The organism is Ruegeria sp. BH6 (assembly GCF_056538105.1).
Map to the genome: position 1 here is coordinate 205856 of NZ_JBQFSR010000005.1, position 24582 is coordinate 230437.

At 57.8% G+C, this 24582-nt stretch carries 26 protein-coding genes; 14 read left to right on the forward strand and 12 right to left on the reverse strand.

Going from position 1 to position 24582, the window contains the following annotated elements; genetic code table 11:
• On the forward strand, positions 1–1329 hold the full coding sequence (locus ACR0B8_RS12955) for an NAD(P)/FAD-dependent oxidoreductase (RefSeq protein ID WP_170361476.1): 1329 nt from the start codon (positions 1–3) through the stop codon (positions 1327–1329).
• A gap of 3 nt (positions 1330–1332) precedes the next feature.
• On the opposite strand, the gene ACR0B8_RS12960 is transcribed toward ACR0B8_RS12955, so the two are convergent.
• Positions 1333–2265, reverse strand: a complete 933-nt coding sequence (locus ACR0B8_RS12960) for an MBL fold metallo-hydrolase (protein WP_170361478.1) — start codon at positions 2263–2265, stop codon at positions 1333–1335.
• Between the two features lie 116 nt (positions 2266–2381).
• On the opposite strand from ACR0B8_RS12960, the gene ACR0B8_RS12965 reads away from it, so the two are divergent.
• Together ACR0B8_RS12965 and gltX are read left to right on the forward strand one after the other, a co-directional pair.
• Complete coding sequence (locus ACR0B8_RS12965) at positions 2382–2816, forward strand: DUF1801 domain-containing protein (RefSeq protein ID WP_170361480.1); 435 nt, start codon at positions 2382–2384, stop codon at positions 2814–2816.
• 60 nt (positions 2817–2876) lie between these two features.
• Positions 2877–4202, forward strand: a complete 1326-nt coding sequence (gltX, locus tag ACR0B8_RS12970) for a glutamate--tRNA ligase (protein WP_226689347.1) — start codon at positions 2877–2879, stop codon at positions 4200–4202.
• A 26-nt stretch (positions 4203–4228) separates the two neighbouring features.
• On the opposite strand, the gene ACR0B8_RS12975 is transcribed toward gltX, so the two are convergent.
• Positions 4229–4840 (reverse strand): gamma-glutamylcyclotransferase family protein, encoded by a 612-nt coding sequence (locus tag ACR0B8_RS12975; protein ID WP_226689348.1) that lies wholly within the window; start codon positions 4838–4840, stop codon positions 4229–4231.
• Positions 4841–4934: 94 nt separating this feature from the next.
• On the opposite strand from ACR0B8_RS12975, the gene ACR0B8_RS12980 reads away from it, so the two are divergent.
• A complete protein-coding gene (locus ACR0B8_RS12980) occupies positions 4935–5381 on the forward strand; it encodes an RrF2 family transcriptional regulator (protein ID WP_170350551.1) in 447 nt (148 codons plus the stop codon).
• A gap of 2 nt (positions 5382–5383) precedes the next feature.
• Here ACR0B8_RS12980 and ACR0B8_RS12985 read toward each other — a convergent pair whose 3' ends face one another.
• A complete protein-coding gene (locus tag ACR0B8_RS12985) occupies positions 5384–7912 on the reverse strand; it encodes an ABC transporter permease (protein ID WP_480658664.1) in 2529 nt (842 codons plus the stop codon).
• Entirely contained in the window at positions 7909–8604 is a 696-nt protein-coding gene (locus ACR0B8_RS12990; protein WP_170350549.1) for an ABC transporter ATP-binding protein, read from the reverse strand. Before ACR0B8_RS12990 ends, ACR0B8_RS12985 begins: the two co-directional genes overlap by 4 nt.
• Positions 8605–8630: 26 nt before the next feature.
• On the opposite strand from ACR0B8_RS12990, the gene ACR0B8_RS12995 reads away from it, so the two are divergent.
• Entirely contained in the window at positions 8631–9290 is a 660-nt protein-coding gene (locus ACR0B8_RS12995) for an arylesterase (protein WP_226689350.1), read from the forward strand.
• Here ACR0B8_RS12995 and ACR0B8_RS13000 read toward each other — a convergent pair whose 3' ends face one another.
• The 5 genes from ACR0B8_RS13000 to ettA form a co-directional block, all read right to left on the reverse strand.
• Positions 9291–9851 carry a L,D-transpeptidase gene (locus ACR0B8_RS13000; protein WP_170361488.1) on the reverse strand — a complete coding sequence of 187 codons (561 nt, stop codon included), beginning with the start codon at positions 9849–9851 and terminating at the stop codon, positions 9291–9293.
• A gap of 192 nt (positions 9852–10043) precedes the next feature.
• The gene (locus ACR0B8_RS13005; protein WP_170350547.1) at positions 10044–10250 is read right to left on the reverse strand and encodes a cold-shock protein; all 207 of its coding nucleotides are present in this window, start codon (positions 10248–10250) and stop codon (positions 10044–10046) included.
• Between the two features lie 210 nt (positions 10251–10460).
• Positions 10461–11324 carry a sulfotransferase family protein gene (locus ACR0B8_RS13010; RefSeq protein WP_226689351.1) on the reverse strand — a complete coding sequence of 288 codons (864 nt, stop codon included), beginning with the start codon at positions 11322–11324 and terminating at the stop codon, positions 10461–10463.
• Positions 11325–11362: 38 nt separating this feature from the next.
• Positions 11363–12109 (reverse strand): hypothetical protein, encoded by a 747-nt coding sequence (locus ACR0B8_RS13015; protein ID WP_226689352.1) that lies wholly within the window; start codon positions 12107–12109, stop codon positions 11363–11365.
• Positions 12106–13773: an energy-dependent translational throttle protein EttA gene (gene ettA / locus ACR0B8_RS13020; RefSeq protein ID WP_170327107.1), complete on the reverse strand. Its 1668-nt coding sequence runs from the start codon at positions 13771–13773 to the stop codon at positions 12106–12108. The genes ACR0B8_RS13015 and ettA overlap by 4 nt, the downstream gene beginning before the upstream one ends.
• A gap of 135 nt (positions 13774–13908) precedes the next feature.
• Here ettA and ACR0B8_RS13025 point away from each other — a divergent pair, with 135 nt between their 5' ends.
• From ACR0B8_RS13025 to dacB, 3 genes are all read left to right on the forward strand, one after another.
• Complete coding sequence (locus tag ACR0B8_RS13025) at positions 13909–14379, forward strand: MOSC domain-containing protein (protein ID WP_170361493.1); 471 nt, start codon at positions 13909–13911, stop codon at positions 14377–14379.
• A 32-nt stretch (positions 14380–14411) separates the two neighbouring features.
• Positions 14412–15032, forward strand: coding sequence for a nicotinate-nucleotide adenylyltransferase (locus tag ACR0B8_RS13030; RefSeq protein ID WP_170361495.1), 621 nt, complete (start codon positions 14412–14414; stop codon positions 15030–15032).
• 66 nt (positions 15033–15098) lie between these two features.
• Complete coding sequence (gene dacB, locus ACR0B8_RS13035) at positions 15099–16577, forward strand: D-alanyl-D-alanine carboxypeptidase/D-alanyl-D-alanine endopeptidase (protein ID WP_226689354.1); 1479 nt, start codon at positions 15099–15101, stop codon at positions 16575–16577.
• 2 nt (positions 16578–16579) lie between these two features.
• Here the strand turns inward: dacB and ACR0B8_RS13040 are convergent, their stop codons facing one another.
• Positions 16580–17002, reverse strand: coding sequence for a tellurite resistance TerB family protein (locus ACR0B8_RS13040; protein WP_170350540.1), 423 nt, complete (start codon positions 17000–17002; stop codon positions 16580–16582).
• 81 nt (positions 17003–17083) lie between these two features.
• The gene (locus ACR0B8_RS13045) at positions 17084–17551 is read right to left on the reverse strand and encodes an Lrp/AsnC family transcriptional regulator (RefSeq protein WP_226689355.1); all 468 of its coding nucleotides are present in this window, start codon (positions 17549–17551) and stop codon (positions 17084–17086) included.
• 109 nt (positions 17552–17660) lie between these two features.
• Here ACR0B8_RS13045 and phhA point away from each other — a divergent pair, with 109 nt between their 5' ends.
• The 5 genes from phhA (at position 17661) to ACR0B8_RS13070 (ending at position 23394) form a co-directional block, all read left to right on the forward strand.
• On the forward strand, positions 17661–18461 hold the full coding sequence (gene phhA / locus ACR0B8_RS13050; protein ID WP_226689356.1) for a phenylalanine 4-monooxygenase: 801 nt from the start codon (positions 17661–17663) through the stop codon (positions 18459–18461).
• A 7-nt stretch (positions 18462–18468) separates the two neighbouring features.
• Complete coding sequence (locus ACR0B8_RS13055) at positions 18469–18822, forward strand: 4a-hydroxytetrahydrobiopterin dehydratase (RefSeq protein ID WP_226689357.1); 354 nt, start codon at positions 18469–18471, stop codon at positions 18820–18822.
• 124 nt (positions 18823–18946) lie between these two features.
• A complete protein-coding gene (locus ACR0B8_RS13060) occupies positions 18947–20521 on the forward strand; it encodes a lysine--tRNA ligase (RefSeq protein ID WP_226689358.1) in 1575 nt (524 codons plus the stop codon).
• A gap of 48 nt (positions 20522–20569) precedes the next feature.
• Positions 20570–20971, forward strand: coding sequence for a DUF4864 domain-containing protein (locus ACR0B8_RS13065; protein WP_226689359.1), 402 nt, complete (start codon positions 20570–20572; stop codon positions 20969–20971).
• Between the two features lie 134 nt (positions 20972–21105).
• Positions 21106–23394, forward strand: a complete 2289-nt coding sequence (locus ACR0B8_RS13070) for a glycoside hydrolase family 55 protein (protein WP_226689360.1) — start codon at positions 21106–21108, stop codon at positions 23392–23394.
• A gap of 45 nt (positions 23395–23439) precedes the next feature.
• Here the strand turns inward: ACR0B8_RS13070 and ACR0B8_RS13075 are convergent, their stop codons facing one another.
• A complete protein-coding gene (locus ACR0B8_RS13075; protein WP_170412816.1) occupies positions 23440–24102 on the reverse strand; it encodes a hypothetical protein in 663 nt (220 codons plus the stop codon).
• Between the two features lie 146 nt (positions 24103–24248).
• Between ACR0B8_RS13075 and ACR0B8_RS13080 the strand changes: the two genes are divergently transcribed.
• On the forward strand, positions 24249–24575 hold the full coding sequence (locus ACR0B8_RS13080; RefSeq protein ID WP_480658670.1) for an antibiotic biosynthesis monooxygenase family protein: 327 nt from the start codon (positions 24249–24251) through the stop codon (positions 24573–24575).
• Positions 24576–24582 lie beyond the last annotated feature (7 nt).

Here is a 24582-nt window from a genome sequence, read left to right on the forward strand (position 1 = left end):
ATGCCCGGCCCCAAGCCAACCCCCGTCGAACCTGATTTGCACTTGCCCAAAACCGTGGATGTCGTTGTCGTTGGCGGCGGCATAATCGGCGCGTCCACCGCGTTGGAACTGTCTGAACGCGGTGCTTCGGTGCTGCTGTGTGAAAAGGGGCAGATCGCGGGCGAGCAAAGCTCGCGCAACTGGGGATGGGTGCGTCTGGGTATGCGCGACCCGCGGGAAATCCCGTTGATGGTCGAGGCGCTGCACCTGTGGCAAGGGCTGGATCAGCGGACCGGCCGCAAGACAGGTTATACCCGTGCAGGCATCCTGTTTGGCGCCTCGGGCAAACGCAGCAGCGGAAATCTGGAACGCTGGCTACGCCATGTCGACGGGTTGCAAACCGGTGCCAGATTGGTGGCCGGGGGTGAGTTGGACGCGATGCTGCCCGGTACTGCAACGGAATTTGATTGCGCCCTTTTTATGCCGCAGGACGGTCGGGCCGAGCCGCAATGGGCCGCACCCGCCATTGCCGAGGCGGCGCGGGACCGTGGGGCGGTGCTGATGACCAATTGCGCAGTGCGCAGTGTCGATCTTAGGGATGGCCGCGTTTCTGGTGTGTTCACCGAGCGTGGTCGGGTGGCATGTAATTATGTGGTTCTGGCCGGTGGTGCGTGGTCACGTCTGTTTGCTGGGAATGCCGGGATTGATCTGCCGCAACTGAAGGTACTGAACACGGTTCTGCGCACGTCACCTGTCGAGGGTCCTGAATCAGCGCTTTGGGCGGATGAATTTGCCATGCGAAAGCGCGTTGATGGCGGCTATAGCATCGCGTCCGGTCGCGAGAATACGGTTGATATCGTTCCCGACAGCTTTCGTCTGGGCCGACAGTTCCTGCCTGCCTTTAAACAGGAATGGCGGTCTTTGCGCTTTCGATTGTCGGGCCGCTGGCGCACCGAGGCGCAGCAGGATCAGACCTGGCTGCCAACCGATGTGACGCCATTCGAAAAATGCCGTGTGCTGGACCCCGAGCCGTCGTCAAAAGTGTTGCGCAAGGCATGGGCCAAAGCACGCAATGCGTTTCCGGCGCTTGAACAGGCCGAGATTGTACAAAGCTGGGCGGGGATGATCGATGTGACACCGGATGCGGTGCCGGTAATCTCGGGGGTGGATGAGATGGCGGGAATGTATATTGCAACCGGTTTTTCCGGTCACGGGTTTGGTATTGGCCCCGCAGCAGGTCGTCTGATGGCTGACCTGGTCGCCGAAACCACGCCTTGCGTCGATCCGGCCGCTTTTCGCCTGTCCCGTTTCACGGATGGCTCAATAGTGCGGCCGGACCCTGGATACTAGGGCTTAGCCCATCATCTGATAGCTGACCGGGACAAAGCGGAACCCGTCACCGCGCGTTTCGACAAAGCCGGCCGCCGGGAACGGCATGTGATAGCCGATCATAGGCACCTTGTCGGCGGCCAGCATGCCCAGCACATTGCGCCGGGATGCAGTGGCTGCCGCCTTGTCCATGTCAAAGCGCACCTCCCATTCCGGGTGGGCAAAAGACCAGACATAGTGATTGGCCAAATCAGCGGTCAGCACCAGACGTTGCCCGTTGCTTTCCAAGTGGTAAACTGTGTGACCCGGAGTATGCCCATAGGCTGCGACTGCGGTGATGCCCGATGCAACCTCGCCCCCGTCTTCGACAAAGGTCATCTTTTCGGCCAGCGGTGTCACTTTGGCTGCGACCAGATCGCCGACGCGGTTGCCTGCGTCTTGCGCGGCCCAGAAATCATATTCAGGCGATGCAGTGACATAGCGCGCATTCGGGAAGGTCGGCGCGTCGTTCGTGGTCATGCCGCCGATATGGTCGGGATGCATATGGGTGATCACAACGGTATTGATCTGATCTGGCGTCACGCCCGCATCCGCCAGCGCGGCCTGAATGCCGCCCTGACCCAGGCCAGTGTCGAACAGAACCAGCTCAGACCCGGTATTGACCAGTGTTGGGGTAAAAAAGAACTGCGCCACCTCGGGCGAGATGAAGTTGTCGGCTGAGACCTTGGCGAAGTCCTCGTCCGAAGCGCCGCCGCCAAAGATATCCTTGGCGCCGTCACGGGGCAGGCTACCGTCCAACAATGTGGTGACGGTGAAGTCGCCCAACTTAAAGGTTTTGGCGATGGTTGAATTGGCCTTGGTCTCGGTCCCGGCGGCCAGAACCGGGGCGGCGGCGGATGCGAATGGCAATGCTGCTGCGGCTCCTAGGGCCGCGCGGCGAGTCAATTTGATGGTCATTTTCGATCTCCCTGTCAGAATATCAGGATGTTAGGTAGGGCGGAGAGGGTCACTTGCCACTCTATACACCCAAGACATGGGCTGTGTGGTTGAACATTACGTGTTAAATTTTGTTCATGGCGCGATCTGTAAACAAAACCGTCCCCACAGGGCAAAGCGTTGAGAGTTTCCTTTCGGCGGTACAGCCAACGCGAAAAGCCAAGGAGGCACGGATACTGGATGCAGTATTCCGTAACGCGACGGGATTTGCACCTGTTATGTGGGGGGCGTCGATGATCGGGTACGGACGATACCATTACCGATATAAATCCGGGCGCGAGGGTGATTTTCTGGCCACCGGGTTTTCCCCACGTAAATCCGCGCTGTCGATCTTTATCATGCCCGGTTATGCGGATTTCGGGGATATCCTGACGCGCCTGGGCAAACACAAACTGGGCAAGTCCTGCCTCTATGTGAACAAGCTGGCGGATATTGATCTGGACGTTCTGTCCGAGCTGATCCGAGCCGGGTTGAAGGACCTTGATCAGCACTGGCCGGTACAGCCGACCTGAACGCCTCTGCTGGACAATTGGCCCATCCTGTGACATGAGCCGCGCCAACAGGAGAACTCCATGACCACCACCCGTTTTGCCCCGTCGCCCACCGGTTATATCCATGTGGGCAACCTGCGCACCGCCTTGATGAACTATCTGATCGCCCGCAAGGCAGGCGGTACGTTTATCCTACGTATCGACGACACCGATCCCGAGCGGTCGAAAGAAGAATATGTCGACGCCATCAAGCAGGATCTGGAATGGTTGGGCCTGCATTGGGACCGGGTCGAGCGTCAGTCCGAACGGCTGGACCGCTATGCCGAAGCTGCGGACAAACTGCGTGAGATGGGCCGGTTTTATGAGGCGTTTGAAACGCCGACCGAGCTGGACCTGAAGCGCAAGAAACAGCTGAACATGGGCAAGCCGCCAGTTTATGACCGCGCCGCGCTGAACCTTTCTGAGGCTGAGAAAGACGCGTTGCGGTCTGAGCGTGGAAATGGTGTCTGGCGGTTCAAGCTGGATCATGAGCGGATCGAATGGATCGATGGCATTCTGGGAGACATCTCAATCGATGCGGCCTCGGTGTCTGACCCGGTGCTGATCCGGGGGGACGGTCAGGTTCTGTATACGATCGCGTCAGTGGTGGATGACACTGAGATGGGCGTTAGTGACGTTGTGCGCGGCTCGGACCACGTGACCAACACCGCGACGCAGATTCAGATCATCGAGGCACTGGGCGGCACTTGCCCGCGCTTTGCGCACCACTCACTGCTGACCGGCCCGCAGGGTGAAGCTTTGTCCAAGCGTCTGGGCACGCTGGCCCTGCGCGATCTGCGTGAACAGGGTGTGCAACCAATGGCTCTGCTGAGCCTGATGGCGCGTCTGGGCTCGTCCGATCCGGTTGAGTTGCGTTCGGACATGGCTGAACTGATCGAAGGATTCGATGTAAATCGTTTCGGGGCTGCACCAACCAAGTTCGACGTGCAGGACCTGTTCCCGCTGACGGCGAAGCACCTGCAATCGCTGCCGCTGGCCGATGTGGCCGACGCCGTTGCCGACGCAGGCGTTCCAGCCGACTTGGCCGAGCCGTTCTGGTCGATGGCGCGCGAAAACATCACCACCCTGGCCGATCTGAAAGGCTGGTGGGAGCTGTGCCGCGACGGGGCTGAACCCTTGATCGCGGATGAGGACCGTGAGTTTATCGCCGAAGCCGTTGCGCTGCTACCCGAAGGGCCTTTCGATGGTGAAACATGGGGCGCATGGACAAAGGCGGTGAAAGATGCCACCGGCCGCAAGGGCAAGGGCCTTTTCATGCCGCTGCGCAAGGCGCTGACCGGCATGGAGCGGGGCCCGGAAATGGCGACCTTGCTGCCGTTGCTGCAGGTGATCCGCGCGCGCGGGTGAATGTACCTGATCCGGTATTAATCAGCCTAGAACACGAATGAGGCAGGCAAACCGCCTGCCTTTTTTTGTTGGCCGGTCTGCAGCACTTGTGCCGAAACCTGTTGCAAACGATCATCCACCAATTCGGTCTCTGCCGGTTTTAGTTGCTGATGGCGCGGATACCGAGGTTCTGCGCGATCATTCAGGATTGGCGCGTCCCAACCATCGGTGGTTGCAAAAAACCGATCCACTCCATCGGGTCCGAAGGCACGCAGATAACCCTGCACAACCACGTCTATATAACTGAGCAGCAGCGGGTGGTGGTTGCTGGGTGCGGTATGACGGTCATGCGGCACCGCATAGACGGCAATTTCAACGTCATGTGTCAGAGAGTGTGTCACCGCCTGCGTGGCTGGAACCCGATCATAGGCCCACTCCCGTTCATCCAGCGCCGCCCAGTCGTTTTTCGGCACATGAGCTATCATCCCCTCAATCTCACAATCCGGGTCCGGCACTGCGGTCAGAAAGGCCACCGGGCGCAGATCGGTATGCCGCCAGGCGCGCCGCCATCCCTTTAACCGGGCCGGGTGCGGATCGGGGAAATCATGGGTCGAAAGGTTCACAAGGCTGCCATAGCCAAAGAAATAAGGGTCCGCCATGCGCCGTCATGTCCTTTGAAGCGATTGATGTATGTCAAACCGCTTTTTTGCCAGACATGCAATAAGGTCCCACCTTGAAATTTGGGAGGCCAACATGCGGATTACCAAACGGACAAACATAGCAGTGCGCCTTTTGATGTATTGTGCGGCGCATCAGGATCGATTGGTGACAAAGGCCGAGATTGCGGATGTGTGCAATATCTCGGAAAACCATCTGGCACAGGTGATCAATCAATTGAGCCAGCTAAATTACCTGAGCACCCAGCGCGGTCGCAATGGCGGTATGTCTCTGGCGCGCCCAGCTGACGAAATTCGCGTCGGGTCGGTTTTTCGCCATGTCGAGGGCGCTTTGCCGATCGCCGAGTGTTTTGCCGATGCCGACAATACTTGTCCACTGACCGATGCGTGTCGCTTGCGGGTGGCGCTTAGCGACGCTGCCGAGGTTTTCTATGCCTCGCTGGACGAGATCACGCTGGATGCGCTGGTCTGTGACAACGAACAGCTGTTGCAAATTCTGCAACCGGTGGCCTGCGTGCGCTGATCCTAGTCAGCGGCGCGCAGAATGCTGGCCGGGCGTACCGCCAGTGGGCGCAGGGCAAAGACCAGACCTGCGCCCAGTGTCACAAGGATTCCAGCCAGCACGATACCCAGGGCTGAACTCCAGATGACCGTGAACCCGGTGTCAAAGATGTATGTGGCCACGGCCCAACCCCCTAATATCCCGGTCAGCAGGGCGACACATCCGGCGGCCGCGCCCAGCAAGATCGAACGCAGCGCAAAGCTGAGCAAGATGCGCCGCCGGTCTGCGCCCAATGTCTTGAGGATCGCAGATTCGTAGCGGCGCGCGGTTTCGCCTGCTGCAGCGGCCCCGATCAGGACCAAGAAACCGGTCAGCAAAGACACACCCGCTCCATAGGAGGTCGCCGCCGCCAGCCCGGCCAGCAGGCCCGAGACACGATCAATCGCGTCCCGCACCCGGATCGCGGTGATGTTCGGATATTGCCCGGCCAGATCGCGCAGAATGGCAGCCTCGGCCTGTTCTTCGGCATAGACGGTGGCGATAAAGCTGTGTGGGGCTCCGGCCAGCGCCGAAGGGTTCATCGACATGATAAAGCCGATGCCGGCGGTTGAAAAATCGACCTCGCGTAGTGAGGTGACTTCGGCAGTGATGTCCCGGCCAAGGATATTTACGGTCAACTCGTCGCCTAGGGACAGGCCCATTTCCTCGGCCTCTTCTGCCGCGAAACTGACCTGCGGTGAACCGGAATAGTCATCCGGCCACCATTCGCCTGCCTTGACGCGGGTGTTTTGTGGCCGAGCGGCGGAATAGGTCACGCCCCGATCACCGTCTAGAACCCAGTGGTCGCCAGCTACCTCACGGGCAGGGCGGCCGTTGATCTGGGTGATGATCCCCCGCAGCATCGGTGCGCTTTCAACACGGGTGACAGCCGGGTCAGCGTTCAGCCGTTCGGTAAAACCGGGCATCTGGTCTTTTTGAATGTCGACGAAGAAATAGGATGGCGCCACGTCCGGCAAATTGCCTGCGATTGCATTGCGCAGGGTTCCGTCAATCTGGCCAACGGCGGCCAGTACCGAAAGCCCCAGCCCCAAGGACAGCACGACCGACGCAGCCCCTTCGCGCGGGTCCGATATGGCCGATAAGGCCCATCGCAGGGCCGGGCGACCACGTGCTGGTTTGGCACCGAAACGGGCAAACTTGCGGATTGCCAAAGCCGACAGAGACAGCACAAGCAGCGCGCCGACCAGCCCTCCGCTGGTCCAGAGTGTCAGACGTGCCGAACCGCTGAACCAGGATGCTGATGCGACCAGCAGGACCAGCCCGATGCCAGTCGCCAGGATGAATACCGGGCGCGGGAGGGCGCGGGCCGAAGACAACGCATCGCGGAACAGGGTCGCGGCACGCACTTCTTCGGTGCGGGCCAGGGGCCAGAGGGTGAATAGGAAGGCTGTCAGAACCCCGTATAGCGCGGCCTCGGCCAGCGGACGGGTATAAAGCGAGAAGACCGCCGGGACAGGTAATTGGCTTTCGATCAGCGGGGCCAGTAGCAGGGGAAGTAGCCCACCCAATGTTATGCCTATAAGGATGCCAATACCGGACAATACACCGATCTGGATCATGTAGGTTTGTAAAATCGTCGCGCGGTCCGCCCCTAAAGTGCGCAGCGTGGCGATGGTTTCGGTCTTTTGCCTCAGATAGGCCCTGACGGCGGCAGAGACGCCGATACCGCCAACCGCCAGACCCGACAGTCCCACAAGAACCAGAAAGGCGCTGAGGCGGGCGACGAATTCCGCGATCCCCGGAGCGCCATTGCGGGCATCGGTCCAGCGCATACCGGTACTGTCGAAACTTTGCTGTGCTGTGGTGGACAAGGCCGCAAGGTCAGTATCGGGTGGCAAAGCCAGCCGGTATTTGGTGGAAAACAACGTCCCCGGCGCCAAAAGGCCCGACGCCTGTAAATCTTCGGTTCGTACCAAAGTACGCGGCCCCAATCCGAATCCGTCGGCAGCCCCGTCCGGCTCGTGAATCAGGGCGGCGGTCAGGGCAAACTCTTGCGTACCAAGGGCAAAGCGGTCTCCGACGGACAGACCTAACCGATCCATCAGCACCGGATCCATGACCGCTCCGGGCAGGTTCTGATCACCATCCAGAGCGGCGGATAGCGTTTGGTCAGGGTCCAGCACGGGTGTGCCCAACAACGGATAAGCTGCATCCACCGATTTCACCTGGGTCAGCGCGCGCTGGGCTTCCTCGCCTTGCTGGACTACGGCCATCGAGCGGAAGTCGACCACCTCAGACACAGCCGTTGCGGTCTGTTCCATCCAGTCACGCTCATCCTCATTGGCGAAGCGGTAGGTGAATTCCAATTGGGCGTCTCCACCCAGAAGCGCAGCGCCTTCCTGGGCAAGTCCCGTCTGGATGGCCTGACGCACCGATCCAACGGCGGCGATGGCGGCAACACCCAGCGCAAGACAGGCCAGAAACACCCAAAAACCGCGCAGGCCGCCGCGCAGCTCGCGCCGGGCTAGACGGCCAGCCAGCCGCAGGCTCATTCCGCGGCCTCCTGCTGAACGTCTTCGGCAATCGTTCCGTCTCGCAACCGCACGACCCTGTCGCACTTGCGCGCCAGACTGTGGCTGTGCGTGACCAGAACCAGTGTCGCGCCGTGTTTGTCACGCAGACCAAACAGAAGATCGACAATGGCGGCACCAGTTGCATCGTCCAGATTTCCCGTGGGTTCATCCGCTAGCAATATCTGCGGTCGCGGGGCTGACGCCCGGGCCAGCGCCACCCGTTGTTGTTCACCCCCCGACAATTGCGCCGGGTAATGATCGCGCCGATGGGACAGGCCGACCGCTTCCAGTTCGGCCTCGGCGCGGTCGAACGCATCTCTGTGCCCGGCTAGTTCCAGCGGCGTGGCCACGTTTTCCAGCGCGGTCATGGTCGGGATAAGGTGGAAGTTCTGAAACACCACCCCCATCGTGTCCCGCCGGAAACGGGCCAAGGCGTCTTCGTCCATTTCTGTCAGATCGTTGCCAAGGGCGGTGATCTTGCCCGCCGTCGCCAGTTCCAGCCCGCCCATCAGCATCAACAACGAGGATTTGCCCGACCCGGACGGCCCCACCAGCCCCAGTGTCTCACCTTTGGCCACGGTCAGGGAGATGTCATGCAGGATATTGACCCGCCCGGCATTGCCATCCAGCGACAAAGCGGCATTTTGGAGCGAAAGAACAGGTGTCGTCATAGGTCTTTCCAAATGAAGGCGGTCAAATGGGATATGGAGCGGTTCTGATGGTGCGCAAGGCTTTGTTGTCGGTGATATTTGTCTGCTGCGGTTTTGCAACCACAGCTGAACAGGTCGTAATCGCAGCCTTAGGCGATTCCCTGACACAAGGCTATGGGTTGCCGGAAGAGGACGGGTTTGTACCGCAGTTGGACCGGTGGTTGAGGGCACAAGGCGCGGATGTACGCCTGATCAACGCCGGTGTATCCGGCGATACCACAGCCGGAGGCGCCGCGCGCGTGGGCTGGACTTTGACGCCGGACGTGGATGGTATGATCGTGGCGCTGGGCGGTAATGATCTGCTGCGGGGGATCGATCCGGCAGTGTCACGCAGTAATCTTGAGGCAATTGTAAAAGCAGCAGAAGGTTCGGAGGTCGATGTCCTGCTGGTCGGCATGCAAGCGCCGGGGAATTATGGGGCGGATTACAAAGAAGCGTTTGACGCGATCTATCCCGACTTGGCGACAGCGTATGAAACGCGTTATGCGCCCAGTTTCTTTGCTGGGCTGACAGCCGGGGGCGATCCGGACGCCGCCCGCAACTACATGCAATCAGATGGCATTCATCCGAATGCCGCAGGTGTGTCCTTGATAGTTGAGAACCTAGGTCCTTACGTGTTGGAGCTTGTGAACGCCACCCGGCAGTGATCAGACGACAGTGACCACGGTGCCGATGGGCACACGTTCATACAGATCGACCACATGTGAGTTCAGCATGCGAATACAGCCGTTGGATGCTGCCCGCCCAATGGTTTGCGGCTGCGTGGTGCCGTGAATGCGGAAATAGGTATCGACACCGTTCTGGAACAAATACAGCGCCCGCGCCCCCAATGGATTGTCGCCCCCGCCGGGCTGGACATAGTCATTGTCCTTGAACTTGGCATAGGTGACGGGCTCGCGTTCGATCATCTCATCAGTCGGGCGCCAGGTCGGCCACTCCTTCTTGACGTCAATCGTGGCGGTGCCGGTGAATTCCAACCCCGCTTTACCCACCCCGCACCCATAGCGGACCGCCTTGCGCGGTTCGGTAACGTAGTAGAGGTAGAAGGACCGGGGAACGACAAGCAACTGACCCGGCAAAAATTCTTTCTTGATCCGCACGTATTGCGGCGTGGGATCGTATTCAACAGCTTTTTGCTTTGCCATTGCAACACCGGGCAATAGGCTGGTGGCAGCTGTTGCTGTCAGGAAAGTACGGCGCGTGAACATGGCAGCTCTCTTCAACAAAAACACAAAAATCTTGACCCTAATGTCGGAATGATAACCGATCTGGTCAATCGCCGGAGAGAAGTAACCTGTTTGTGATGTATTCGCCGGGACACACTTGCGGACGGTGGTCAAACGCAAAAGTGGTCGTCCAGTAAGGAAAAGGGCAGAGAAATGCTCTGCCCTTTCATTGACTTACGCCAACTGAATGTCGTCGGCGCTTTCGCGGCCGTCACGACCCGAGCGCAGCTCGTACGTGACTTTCTGATTGTCGGCCAGGCCGGTCAGACCCGAACGCTCGACAGCTGAGATGTGTACGAAGATGTCTTTGCCGCCATCTTCGGGTGCGATAAAGCCATAGCCTTTGGTGGTGTTGAACCATTTTACGGTGCCTGCGGGCATATCCGTTGTCTCCTGTTTAGTGCTGCCCACGGTGTTGCGGCAGCCCGGCGTCGTTGTCTGTATCGATAGACTGAGCGCCGTAGAAGGAGACAGTAGGTCGAAATAGAAAAACGTGTGCCCGTCAGATATGGCATTTGCACAAGCGCAGGGCAAGAGAGTGCTGAAGGCGATATCCTTCAGTAGGCAATTGGCCGTTCGGTTAAGGGCGAGTCAAATCTTGTAAATCTTGCTTTCCTCAGGGAACATTGTTCGGATCGCCTTCAGACTTTGGTCTGACAGAACAACGGGTCGTTGATCACTTGCGGCCTTTCCAACCCCATCCGATTGATTAACGTGTGGAAGCGCCTTTTGTTTGTTCTTGGCGCTGGAAAGTGGCTTAAGTCTGCGAGACCGCCAAGCCTCGGACAAAGCTGGGAATCTGCGATTTTCCAGCTTGCTGGTTAGCCACCTGTTCAGTTTCTCAGTGTTTTCAAGCTGAAACACGTTTTTGACGTGGTTGACGCCTGCGCGGTCGATGGCATGTGCTTCTAGGCTGAGCGGGGAAAGGTTCTGGGTCGAGATCCATTTGGGCGCAAGTTCCTGCCAGGCAGGGTTCATGCCAACTTTGCCGAATTGAATCCATTCTTCAAAGTCGATTGTCGAGTTTTCATTCCAATCGGATTGATAGTTGTAGAGACAATCAGCATCAGGTCGAAAAAACCGATAATATGACCAGAGCATATCAACCGGATTACGGATGGTCATGAAATAGGTCAGCTTTGGGTGATCCGGGTACAACTCTGCCAGCTTTGCTTTGACATAGGGCGCCGTATCATGCGGGTGAAAATGCTCGACCGTTTTGGCCACATCGACAGCAAAATCACCGTCATCCTTTGAAAGAAAAGGGCCCAGATGTCTGCGGATTGATGTGGAACCACAGCGTGGCTTGGATATGAAAACAAGCCCCTTTGAGAAAAGCACTCTCACAATTATTGTCCTTTTTTTACTCGTCTGCGGCGGCTGCGATGTGACCAACAGTTGCAACCTGACCCACTTTTTTCCAATTGCCAAGCTGGTCTGACCCGGGTGATGCATCGTCGAACATCCAGTCAGGATGCTTTGATCTGCGGTCTTCAGTTGGAAATCGATAGTTCTTCGACAGTCATTCGGTATTGTTTGGACGCAACAAAACACCTTGGCAGGTGTTCGATCACTTCGTCGATCGGATCGTAAACAAGATCGGCTGCAGCTTTGAGTTCTGCCGGAATGTCCTTTGGCACACGCTCGCGCCGTTCAGGGGGCCTGAAGTCCAATCCAGTAAAGCGCGAGATGGTTTCCTGATATTCCCAAAGCGCGTCATAGTGAACGCACAGAACAGGGACGTCTTCAAATGTCACCCATTCCTTGATCTGCCGCGCCTGCTGCAGCACATCGCGCTGAAACAGTTCGTCATAGGTGCCGGTGGCATGCAGGTGATGAAAATGCAGGTCGATCCAATCTGCACCGTATCTGTCCAGCGCGGAATAGACGGAAAACGCGGAATCCTTAGCAGACCCAAAACAAAAAACTACCCGAGTGTTCTCGGGCCATGAAGAGAGGGGCTGAGGGTAATCGTGTGTCTTGTACACGCAAGGCGCGTGAAATGTTGCGTCGTCCAGCCGGGCGATGAAGTTCGATTTTTTCGCAGCTTCCCTATCAACGTCCCTTAGCGAATCCGCAAGGGCCAGAAAGGTCATTGTGCTACCTGACCGGCCATTGCTGGCGACGATGACGCAATTTTCCGGCGCGTTTTGCGGGATGCGCTTCAAACGCCGGGGGGCCAGCCTTTTGCGTACGCTGCGCATCCATTTGTCTATACGTGCTTCGATGAAACCGTTCATCGCGCAAACTTTTTGTGCTTCAACCGCTTGGGCTCCAGCGCATCTGGTCCCAAACGACGCTTCTTGTCCTCTTCGTAATCTTCGAAGTTGCCCTCGAACCATTCCACATGGGCATCACCTTCGAAGGCCAGTATATGCGTACAGATACGGTCCAGGAAAAAACGGTCGTGGCTGATGACCACCGCGCAGCCGGCGAAATCGACCAGGGCGTCTTCTAGCGCTCGCAGGGTTTCGACATCCAGATCGTTGGTCGGTTCGTCCAGCAGCAGGACGTTGCCACCCTCTTTCAACAGACGGGCCATGTGGACGCGGTTTCGCTCACCCCCGGACAGCAGCGAGACTTTCTTCTGCTGGTCGCCGCCCTTGAAGTTGAAGGACGAGCAATAGGCGCGGGAATTGACCTGCGCGTCGCCCAACTGGATGATCTCGGCACCGCCGGTGATCGCCTCCCACACGGTGTCGTTGTCTTTCAGGTCGTCGCGGGACTGGTCGACGTATGACAATTCAACCGTGTCGCCCAGCGTGATGGTGCCGCTGTCGGGCTGTTCCTGACCGGTGAGCATCTTGAACAGGGTCGATTTACCGGCACCGTTGGGGCCGATGACACCGACGATGCCGCCGGGGGGCAGGGCAAAGTCCAGACCTTCGATCAGTTGCTTGTCGCCCATGTGTTTCGACAGGCCTTCTACCTCGATAACCTTGCCACCAAGGCGCTGGCCGTTGGGTATGACGATCTGGGCGCGGGTCAGCTTTTCGCGTTCGGACTGTTCGGCCAGCTCGTTATAGGCGTTGATCCGGGCCTTGGATTTGGCCTGACGGGCCTTCTGGCCCTGACGCATCCATTCCAGCTCGCGCTGCAGGGTTTTCTGCTTGGACTTGTCTTCGCGCGCTTCTTGCTCCAACCGTTTGGCCTTTTGTTCCAGCCACGCGGAATAGTTGCCTTCGTAAGGAATGCCGCGGCCACGGTCGAGTTCGAGGATCCAGCCGGTGATATCATCCAGAAAATACCGGTCGTGGGTGACGATCAGAATGGTGCCCTTGTAGTCAATCAGGTGCTGTTGCAGCCATGCGATTGTCTCGGCGTCCAGGTGGTTGGTCGGTTCGTCGAGCAGCAGCATGTCGGGCGCTTCGAGCAGCAGTTTGCACAGCGCCACGCGGCGTTTCTCACCGCCCGAGAGGTTGGCGATGTTGGCGTCGTCCGGCGGGCAGCGCAGCGCCTCCATCGACACGTCGATCTGGCTGTCGAGATCCCACAAGTTTTCCGCATCGATCGCGTCTTGCAGGGTGGTCATTTCCTCCATCAGCTCGTCCGAGTAATTCTCGGCGATCTCCATGGCGATCTCGTTAAACCGGTCGACTTTGGCCTTTTTCGCAGCCACGCCCAGCATGACATTTTCGCGGACTGACAGCGATTCATCCAACTGCGGTTCCTGCGGCAGGTAGCCAACCTTGGCGCCCTCAGCCGCCCAAGCCTCACCAGTGAAATCGGTGTCGAGGCCGGCCATGATCTTCATCAGCGTCGATTTACCCGCGCCATTGACGCCGACAACACCGATTTTCACGCCAGGCAGAAAGCTCAGGTGGATGTTTTCAAAGCACTTCTTGCCACCGGGATAGGTCTTTGAGACTCCCTGCATGTGGTAGACATATTGATAGGCGGCCATGTCGCGTCCTTTGGGTCGGGGAAATTGGGTTGAAACGCTAGATATCTAAGCTGGGCGGGCGGGGCAAGCTGGTGGTTTTGTGAATTTCTAATGGCCTCGAATTTAGTTAGATCTATTCGCTGAGTGGGAGCTAAAATGTCGAATTTGGCGGAATTGATAGCTGGCTGGGCCAAGCCGGGTTGTGTCGATTGGATTGGATTGCGACCTGAGCGCTGCAAAGAAATGCGCGCGGTTGATAATATTATGATTTCAGCCGACGGCCTAGAGGGCGACCGGGGTCGCGCTGGCAAAAGGGCTGTGACTCTGATCCAGCAAGAACATCTGGCGGCGATTGGTTCCTACTTGGGGCAAGGGCCGATTGCCGCCGACATCCTACGGCGCAACTTGGTGGTTTCGGGGATCAATCTGGCGGCGCTCAAGGGGCGGGAGGTGCAGGTGGGGGAGGCTATTCTGCGATTCACTGTCATCTGCGCGCCGTGCAGCCGGATGGAGGAGGCGCTGGGCAAGGGCGGCTATTCCGCCGTGCGTGGGCATGGGGGATGGTGCGCCGAGGTCATCAGGTTCGGACGGGTCCGGCTGGGCGATCTGGTGCAACCGGTTGATTGACAAGCCGCTTCAGTTCTGAACATCAGCAAAGGATGTTGCGAAGCGATATTCCATATGCACGGCCTGGCCAGGTCGTTGGTCTGTTCGGCGGGTCTTTTGATCCGCCGCATCAGGGACATGTGCATGTCTCGCTTGAAGCGATGAAGGCGTTTGGGCTGGATCGGGTTTGGTGGCTGGTGTCTCCGGGCAATCCGTTAAAGGCGCGTGGACCTGCCCCGCTACAGCGGCGCATCAAGGCTGCACGGGACGTCATGCAGCACCCCAAGGTCGAGGTAACGGATATCGAGGCGCTGACCGGGACGCGGGCGACGGCGGATACGCTGGCGGCCTTGCAAAAACTTTATCCGCAGGTGCGGTTTGTCTGGCTGATGGGCGCGGACAATCTGGCGCAGTTTCATCGCTGGAAGGATTGGCGGCTGATCATGGACAGCGTGCCGGTGGGGGTTGTAGCACGGCCGGGGGATCGGATCTCGGCACGGATGTCGCCTGCGGCGCGGCTTTACGCTCGATATCGCATAGACGGCCAAGCGCGGCATTTGCTGGGGCGTGCGCAGGCACCCGCGTGGTGTTTCGTGAATGTACCGATGGTCGATGTCAGCTCGACCGAGATTCGCACACGCGGTGGCTGGGATGGAGGGGTGTTGCCTGAATAGCCCCCATGCGGGCATAATCACATTCAGTGGTTGTTTGCCTGTGATCTCTGGGATTTTAATTGACCCATGGTTGATCGTATTTCACGTCGTTTGTTTCTTGCGGGCCTGGGGGCCTCTATTGCGTCGGGCTCAGCGTTGGCCGACGCGCCTGTTCAATCCTTGCGACCGCAACTGCGGGGGGACCTGCCCAGCGGGGCAGAGCGCCTTATCCAGTCCGCCGGATTGCGCGGGGAGGTTGTGTTTGCAGTCGCTGATGCAGAGACCGGTATGCAGGTTGAGGCGTTTGGCGGCGATCAGGGCCTGCCGCCCGCCAGTGTCGCCAAAGCACTGACCGCGCTTTATGCGCTGGATGTTCTGGGCGCGGATTATCGGTTTGAAACTGCGTTGATGGCGGATGGGCCGATTGAGAATGGCGTGTTGATTGGTGACCTGATCCTTGTTGGTGGCGGCGACCCGTTGCTGGACACAGATGATCTGGCCACGATGGCCGCCAATCTGCGCGAGGCCGGAATCACCGAGGTGCGCGGGGCGTTCAAGGTCTATGACGGAGCGTTACCCTATGTGTTCAGCATTGACCCCGGGCAGCCGGATCATCTGGGTTATAGCCCGGCCATCAGCGGCATCTCACTCAATTTCAATCGCGTCCATTTCGAATGGAAGCGCGCTGGAGCCAGTTATGACGTAAGTATGGATGCGCGCACCGCCCGATATACTCCGTCTGTGGATATGGCGTCGATGCAGGTCGAAAAGCGCAGTTTGCCGATCTACACCTATCAGCCAAGTGCGCGGCAGGATCGCTGGACCGTTGCCCGCGGTGCGCTGGGCAATGGTGGCGCGCGTTGGCTGCCCGTTCGCAAACCTGCGCTTTATGCGGGGGATGTTTTCCGTACTCTGGCGCGGGCAAATGGCATTGTGCTGGGGCGCGTACAGATCACGCGGCAGACCCCGCAGGGCACTGTTTTGGTGGTGCATCAGAGTGATCCGCTGGAAAGTATTCTGCGCGGTATGCTCAAATATTCGACCAACATAACGGCCGAATTGGTCGGTATGATGGCTTCGAAAGCCCGTGGGGCAAATATGCAAAGCCTCGCCGATTCCGCCGCTGAAATGAATCGCTGGGCGGCCGAGACCTATGGTGTGACCAGGATTGCGATGGTGGATCATTCGGGGCTTGGCGATGCGTCCCGCGTGGCACCCGCGGATTTGGTTACCGCGCTGGTGGCGGCGCGCAAAGATGGCGCGCTGCGGCCCTTGCTCAAGAAATTTACCCTGGCGGACCGTCAGGGACGGCCGGTCAAGGATCACCCGATCAAAGTAGACGCAAAGACCGGGACGCTGAATTTCGTGTCGGGATTGGGCGGCTTCATAACTGCACCGGATGGCTCCGAATTGGCCTTTGCCATCTTTACCGCTGACGTTGATCACCGCGCGACCATTCCCCGTGCGCTGCGCGAGCGTCCGGAAGGCGCGCGCAGCTGGAACAACAGGTCGCGTAAGCTGCAACGCGCGTTGATCGAACGTTGGGGAACGTTACAGGGCAGCTAGGATCAGGTCGTGTGGCGCGCCCGTGCGCCACGCTCGATCGCTGCGGCGTGCAGACGGTCAATGCTCAACTCGTAGCGGATTTCTTCCAGCAGGCGCAGTTCGGTTTCCGCAAGCGACCCGTCCGCAGCGGCCACATCGCAAGCCAGCGCATAGGCCGTTTCATTCAGCCGCTCGGGAAGGTTATCGCGGATCAGGCCGAAAAGTGCATCCAGCCCGTCCTCTTGCTCAAACAGGTCGAACACCGTCTGAGATACACGGCGCGTGCGGTCGATATCGTATTCGGCAAAGACAGGTAACATGTTGACGGCGCCTTCGATCTTGACCAGCTCGGCCGTGCGAATGGTTTCATCCGATGCAGAGACCGCGACCATGATCGCAACCAGGCAATCCTGTGGGGACATCGGGTGGGGTACTTGTTCGGTCATGGTGTCGTCCTGATTGGGCTTTTTGCGCTCGCACGATAGGAGGGCTGGCGGGCAGGTTCAACGGATTTTGCCCCTGACCGATCAGAGAATGGGCAACGGGCCGCGTGTTTTGGTCTGGCGCAGCACAAAATTGCTGCGTGTGTCGCGGACAAGGCCGGATTTCAGCAGCCGTTGCATGATGAAATGTTCAAGGTCCTCGGGTGTCTTAGCATAGACCTTTAGGATAAAGTCGTGGTCCCCGGTGATTGAGGCGCATTCGACGATTTGCGGCTCGGTTTCGACCAATCGCAGGAATGAGTTGATGCTGTCCTCTTGATGATCGCGCAATGCGACGTGAACATAGGCAATGGCGTCCAGCCCGACCGATTTGGCCCGCACCTGCGCAATGTAGCCTGATACTACCCCGGATGCCTCAAGATCGCGTACGCGCCGCCAACATTGCGAGGCGGAAATACCGGTTCGGTCGGCAAGTTCTTGCATAGACAGGCGGCCGTTGGTCTGCAGCTCTTGCAGGATGGCGATATCAGCGGGTTGGATGGTTTGTTTCACAAATTGTGACCTTTCGATATATATTTGCCAAAATAATCAGAAACCATCGATTGTCCAAATCAAAAACTTCAAGTCGCGTGGCTATACTTTTCCTGCGGAGGGAATGCAGATGCCAAAGTCGACCAAATACATCGCCAAAGTGGCCGATGAACGCGGCCATATCGCCTATACAGAAGAAGAGGACGCCGTTTGGGCTGACCTCTATGCTGCGCAAGCAGAGAACGTGCAGCGTTATATGGCGCGAGACTATCTTGATGGGTTGGAAAGGCTGGACTTGCCAAAGACCCGCGTGCCTTCTTGCGCGGATATCTCGGAACGGCTGTTGGACATGACCGGCTGGCGGGTTCAGCCTGTGCCAGCGCTTATCGGGTTCAAGACATTCTTTGGCATGCTGGCAGATAAGGTGTTTCCCGCTGCGTCCTTTATTCGGTCACGCGAGGATTTCGATTACATTGAGGAACCCGATATTTTTCATGAAATTTTCGGTCATACCCCGCTGCTGAGCGATCCACGCTTTGCGGCGTTCAGCCATGCCATCGGCAAGGCAGGCGTGCAGGCTGATGACAAGGACTATGCCTGGCTGATCCGACTGTATTGGTTTTCGATCGAATTTGGGTTGCGTCGACAGGATGGTGTGATCAAGGCGTTGGGGTCGGGGTTGGCATCCTCGCCGACAGAGCTTGTCTATGCCGTCGAAAGCGACATTCCTGATCGGGATCCGTTCGATGCGCTGACGATCCTGCGCACGCCTTATCGGATCGATATGCATCAGATGGGCTATTTCGTGCTAAACTCACCCGAGGAACTTTTTGCCGCCGCCGACCGCGATTTGCTGGCAGACGTGCGACAGGCACAATTCCTGGGATTGTTGCCAAACAAGTTCCCGGAAAAAGCAACCGCAGCGGAGTGAACGGATCATGACACTAACAGGAGAAACCTGCAGCCTATCGGACCGAACCTGTGTGCCCTGTTCAGGTGGCGTTCCAGCTTTGACGCGGGATGAGGCGAACACGCACATGGCGGAGCTTTCGCCCGATTGGAATCTGGACGCTGATTCGAAAGAACTGAGCCGTCACTACAAGTTCAAAGGGTTCGCCAAGGCGACCTATCTAGCCAATCTTTGCGCGTGGCTCGCCGATCAGCAGGGGCACCACCCGGATGTCACCTTTGGCTGGGGTTATGTGGATGTCAGGCTGACCACGCATGAAATTGGTGGTCTAAGCGAGAATGATTTCATCTGGGCGGCCAAACTGGACCAGTTGACCATATAGATCAGCCTTCCATACAGGAAAAAACCAGCGCTTTATTGACTCATGCTGCACCGGCACAATAGGAGGGTCCGGTCGGTTGCATGGGGTGACCGGCGCTGTTTTCCCCGATGGAGCTTGTCTAAAAATGTCTGAACTGCGTGAAACCGCGATTGCGTCCAAGGCTTGGCCTTTCGAAGAGGCGCGCCGGGTACTCAAACGCTATCAGAAAGCGGCTCCGGAAAAGGGATACGTGCTGTTTCAGACCGGCTATGGCCCGTCGGGTCTGCCGCATATCGGTACATTTGGCGAGGTTGCACGGACCTCGATGGTCCGTCACGCCTTTGAACAAATCAGTGACATCCCGACCAAGCTGATCTGTTTCTCGGACGACATGGACGGTTTCCGCAAGGTGCCGACCAACGTGCCGATGCAGGAAGAGCTGAAAGAAGACCTGCATCTGCCGCTGACCAAGGTGCGCGATCCATTTCGCACGCACGCAGGGTTTGCCCAGCACAACAATGCGATGCTGTGTGATTTCCTGGATAGCTTTGGGTTCGAGTACGAATTCGCCTCAGCCACGGATTACTACACCAGCGGTCGGTTTGATGAGATGCTGTTGATCGCGTTGGAGCGCTTCGACAAAATTCAAGAGATCATGCTGCCGACGCTTGGGCCGGAACGGCGCGAGACCTATTCGTGCTTCCTGCCGATCAGCCCGAAAACCGGGCACGTGCTGCAGGTGCCGACGCTGGAGCGCAATGTCGCTAAGGGCACGATCGTCTATCAGGAACCGGACGGCGAGAAGGTCGAAATCCCGGTCACTGGCGGTAACGTCAAGATGCAGTGGAAGCCGGATTGGGCGATGCGCTGGGCTGCGCTGGGTGTGGACTATGAGATGTCGGGCAAGGACCTGATCGACTCGGTCACGCAGTCGTCCAAGATTTGCCGGGCGCTGGGCCAGAAGCCACCCGAGGCGCTGAGCTATGAGCTGTTCAACGACGAGCAGGGCCAGAAGATTTCCAAATCGAAGGGCAATGGCTTGTCGATGGAGGAATGGCTGACCTATGCCGCGCCTGAAAGCCTGTCGTATTTCATGTATCAAAAGCCCAAGACGGCAAAGCGCCTGTATTTTGACGTGATCCCAAAGGCAGTAGACGAATATCATCAGCAGCTGCGAGCCTATCCGGGGCAGGAGCTGAAGGCGCAGTTGAACAACCCCGTTTGGCATATCCATGGCGGCAATGTTCCTGCATCCACGCTGATGGTGCCGTTTGCGATGTTGTTGAACCTGGCGTCCGTTTCGGGAGCCGAAGATAAAGAGGCACTGTGGGGCTTTATCCGCCGCTATGCGCCTGAGGCGACGGCTGAAACGCATCCGGATTTGGATCAGGCGGCTGGCTTTGCCGTGCGCTATTTCAACGATTTCGTCAAACCAACACGTCAGCACCGCGCCCCGACGGATCAGGAACGCGAAGCGTTGGAGGCACTGAAAACTGCGTTGGAAGCTTATGACGGCCCCATTGAGGATGAAGCGCTGCAATCGGTTGTTTATTCGATCGGGCGAGAGCGGTTCGATCCCATGCGGGGTTGGTTTACTGCGCTGTATGAGGTGTTGCTGGGCGCCTCGCAGGGCCCACGTTTTGGCGGCTTTATCGCGCTGTACGGCGTACCGGAAACCATCGCGCTAATCGATAAGGCGTTGGTGGGTGAGCTGGTCTGATTTGACCTGATACCGCGTGGGGCTACTCTTTCAACAGGAGGTGGCCCCATGCGTCGAATACTGCTTGCACTATCCCTCAGCGCCGGTTTGGCCTCGGGCGCGTTTGCCCAAAGCGCCGAGATCGAGAAAAACATCGCGGCGCAGATTAAGGCGTTTGAGGCTGATGATTTTGCCACCGCCTTTACCTTTGCCAGCCCCAATATCCAGCAACTGTTTCAAACGCCCGAGAATTTCGGCGTCATGGTAAGGCGCGGCTATCCGATGGTCTGGCGTCCGGCGGAGGTTCGTTTTCTGGAATTGCGCGAGGTGGCCGGGTCGCTGTGGCAAAAGGTCATGATCACTGATGACGCTGGCAGGGTGCATATCCTGGACTATCAGATGGTGCAGATGGACAACGGTTGGAAGATCAATGGCGTGCAACTGCTGGGCAATTCTGATCCGGCAGCTTGATGCAACACCACCGTCACGGTGATATGAGCGGCGGTTAATTCCTTTTCGGTACTCAGGCTTTTGCGTTCGGGGCGTGTGTCTCCGGGCACTGGGTTTATGCGCGCTGATGCTGCGCGATTGGGAAAGGGATTTCTATGAACAAGGCAATCACCGACGGTATCGTGTTCACGCCGCCTGCTTTCGCAAATGGTTTGAATGTGTGGTCCAGCGGCGACGGGACGCCCGGCTCACCTACCTATGACGGATCGGGCACCGGCGCATTTGTTCCGGCGGATGCGGATTTTGCGGGCTGTCTGGAAATCCTGAAAGTCAGCACCACCCAGCGCCTGCGTTACATGGGGCAGACGCCGTTGCTGCCGGGCTGTTACCTGCAAATCAAGGCTCGGGTCAAAGCCATCAGCGGCCCGCTGCCCGAGGTACGTATCGCCGGATGGGCTGGCGGTGCCGGGGATGTTCAGGTTACCGGTGTGGTCGAGCAAGGCCCGGCCACGCAGCTTTCGGGCTATGGCACTGTGCACGAGATCACGGCCATTGTCGGCACCGGTCAACGCCCTGGCGTGGATATGCCATGGGGTGTACAAGCCCTTTACGGGCATTTCGGTCTGGATATCGACGGCGCAAATGGGGCGGTTATCCGCGTTGATGATATCGAGATTTCGGATGTCACCGGTGTGTTCCTTCGCAATCTCATCAGTCTGGTCGATGTCCGCGATTTCGGCGCGGTCGGGGATGGCGTGACGGATGACTCAGCTGCGTTCGAGGCCGCGGATCAGGCTGCGAATGGTCGTCGTATTTTCGTGCCCGAGGGGACCTATCTGCTGGCGCAAAACACGTCGGTGGCATCCGAGATCGAATTTGAAGGCACAGTAACGATGCCGGATGACAAGATGCTGCTGCTGACCAAGAATTTTGATCTGCCGACCTATATCAATGCGTTTGGTGATGAAATGCGGGCCTTTAAAAAGGCGTTTCAGGCGTTGTTGAACAATTCTGACCATGAATCGCTGGATATGGGGGGGCGCAAGGTATCGGTAACCGAGCCCATCGATATGGCCGCTGCTGTTCCGAACCGGCAAACCGGTTTCTCAACGCGCCGTGTGATCCGCAACGGACAGTTCGACGTCAAGAGTAGTACGGCCTGGGATACCGAAACCTTTACATCGGTCGCGACCTACAACCCGAACGATCCCACCCGGTTGGTGAATGTGGCGAATGTAGCCAATATTCCGGTTGGTTGTCTGTTACAGGGGAGCGGGGTCGGTCGCGAGATTTACGTGCGTTCGAAGAACGACGGCGCGGGTGAAATCACGCTCAGCGCGCCGCTCTACGATGCGTCTGGTACGCAGACATTCACGTTCCTGTCCTTCAAGTACCTGCTGGATTTCAGTGGTTTCAGCACGCTGCGCAAATTTGGATTGGAACAGATCGAATTCCAATGTAACGGCCGCAGCAGCGCGATCCGTCTGGCCCCGTCAGGCAGCACCTTTGCATTGGCGAACTGTTTTGTCAGCCGCCCCAAAGATCGCGGGATCACGTCTATCGGTACCGGTTGTCAGGGCATGTTGATCGATACGTGTCAATTCCTGTCCACCGAAGAATCCTTTAACGTCTTAGACCGTTCGTCGATCGCGCTAAACGCGACGGCCAACGACGTCAAACTGCGCCACAACCGGGCCGTACGGTTCCGCCACTTTGCGGTTCTGGGTGGCACCAACAACTTGATCCTCGGCAATCACTTTTTCCAGGGCGACAGCATTCCACAAGGTGTACGCAGTCCTGGATTGGTCATGATCGGCACTTACAACAGCTCGACAATCTCGGGGAACTATATCGACAATTGCTCGATCCTGTGGACCAACGAACGTGACGCAGATCCGGTTTACACAACCGGGTTTTCATTCAGCTCGATGGCCATTACCGACAATATTTTCTATTCCAGCGAAGCCCCGCCCTGGTTCACTTACCTCATTGTTCGTCCCCATGGTGCAGGACACTTCCTGAACGGTGTGGTCGTGACCGGAAATAAGTTCCGCGCAACAAGCGGTGGTATCACGCGGGTGGAACGGGTGGATACCTCATTTGCCAGTATGAACAACTATGCGCATCGCAATGTGAAGTTTAAAAACAATACCTTTCACGGCGTTGACCGAAAAGTTGCGAACCCATTGCGGGTCAAGCATACGCAAGGAACCGCAGCGCAAGCCTGGTCCGTTCAGACAGCCGGAGAGCTGCCTTTCGGGGGCTATGCGCGTAGTTGCGACGCGGTTACGGCATTGGGAGCTTTGAGAAATACATTCGGCGCGGTGACCTATGCCACCCCCTATGTGCAGTTAGAACAAGGTGCGTCGAGAAACGCGATCAACCTGCGCTGGCCCGAGGCGGTCCGCGGAGAAGTCTCGACCCGCATTCGTATGGAAAGCTGACAACTGGGATGGCCACCCTTTTGCAGGGTGGCCATTTCACCGGTCTCAAAACTCTTCCCAAAGCGCGATTTTCAAACCGGTATCGTTGCGGGCATCGTTGCGTTCAAGGCCCAGCACCCAAGTGGGCCCTTTGTCGCGCGCACGGATCATGACCGAGGGCCTGGCCCTCCAAAATAACGAGTGTCCAGAGGTATAAGCCGTTTCCACCTGTATCAGAGGATTGAGCAATCGATCTGACGAAAGGCCCGCCGTGATATCCAGTTTGCGATAAACCGCGTCATGTGTGCGAATTTCCAGGGCCGTGTCGACCGCAACCCAACCGTTGCCCCAACCGGTTTGAAACCCTTTGCCATAGGACAGGGTCAGTTTGTACATCGCCCAGGCGTCCAGTTGCTTGTGGTGGGCACCGGCCCCGAACTCGGCCGCGAAACGCCCCCATTTGTTGAAATCCGCCACGGGAACCCGGGCAAACAACAGGGCGTGGCCGTAGAAATCCCGGCTTTGTTCGAAATCTACCCCGATTGTGAGGTTCGGCCTGTATCCGAATTCAGCATAAAGCGCCGTTTTGTAATCATAGCTGCCGTCACGGTCTTTGAATGCAGTGACCGAGGCCGCGGTGAACGCTGCGTCCTTCTCACGCAGCCATGCGCCGGGCCAAGCCGGGGCTGCGGCAAGCAGCAATACCAGAAAAGCGAGAACCCGGAACATGCACGCAGTTTCCGCAAGCATGGTTAACGGTTGGTTAGTGTTTTGTTTATTTTCTGGAAACCAATCCAAGGCGGCGTGTCGTTTAAGGAAACACAAGACCTTTCCAAATCATGTGTTAAGCTTGCAAAAGAAAAGGGAGATTCCAGATGCCGAAGATTTCCAAGACCGCGAGCGTCCAGACTGTCATCACCACTTTTGAGATGACACCGGGCACCTGCCACGATCTGTTGGATGCGTTGACCGACGCCTATGCCGTGTTTATCTCGAAACAGCCGGGATTTGTTTCCGCAGGGCTGCATGTGAACGATGCGCAGACGCGGATTGCCAACTATTCCCAATGGAACCGTCGTGAGGATTTTCTGGCAATGTTGCGAACGCCGGAAATGCGCGATCGCAATCGCAAGATCAACGAGATGTGTAAAAGCTTTGAGCCGGTGATGTATGACGTGGCCGAAACTTTTGGCAGTTCCTGACTTGTAT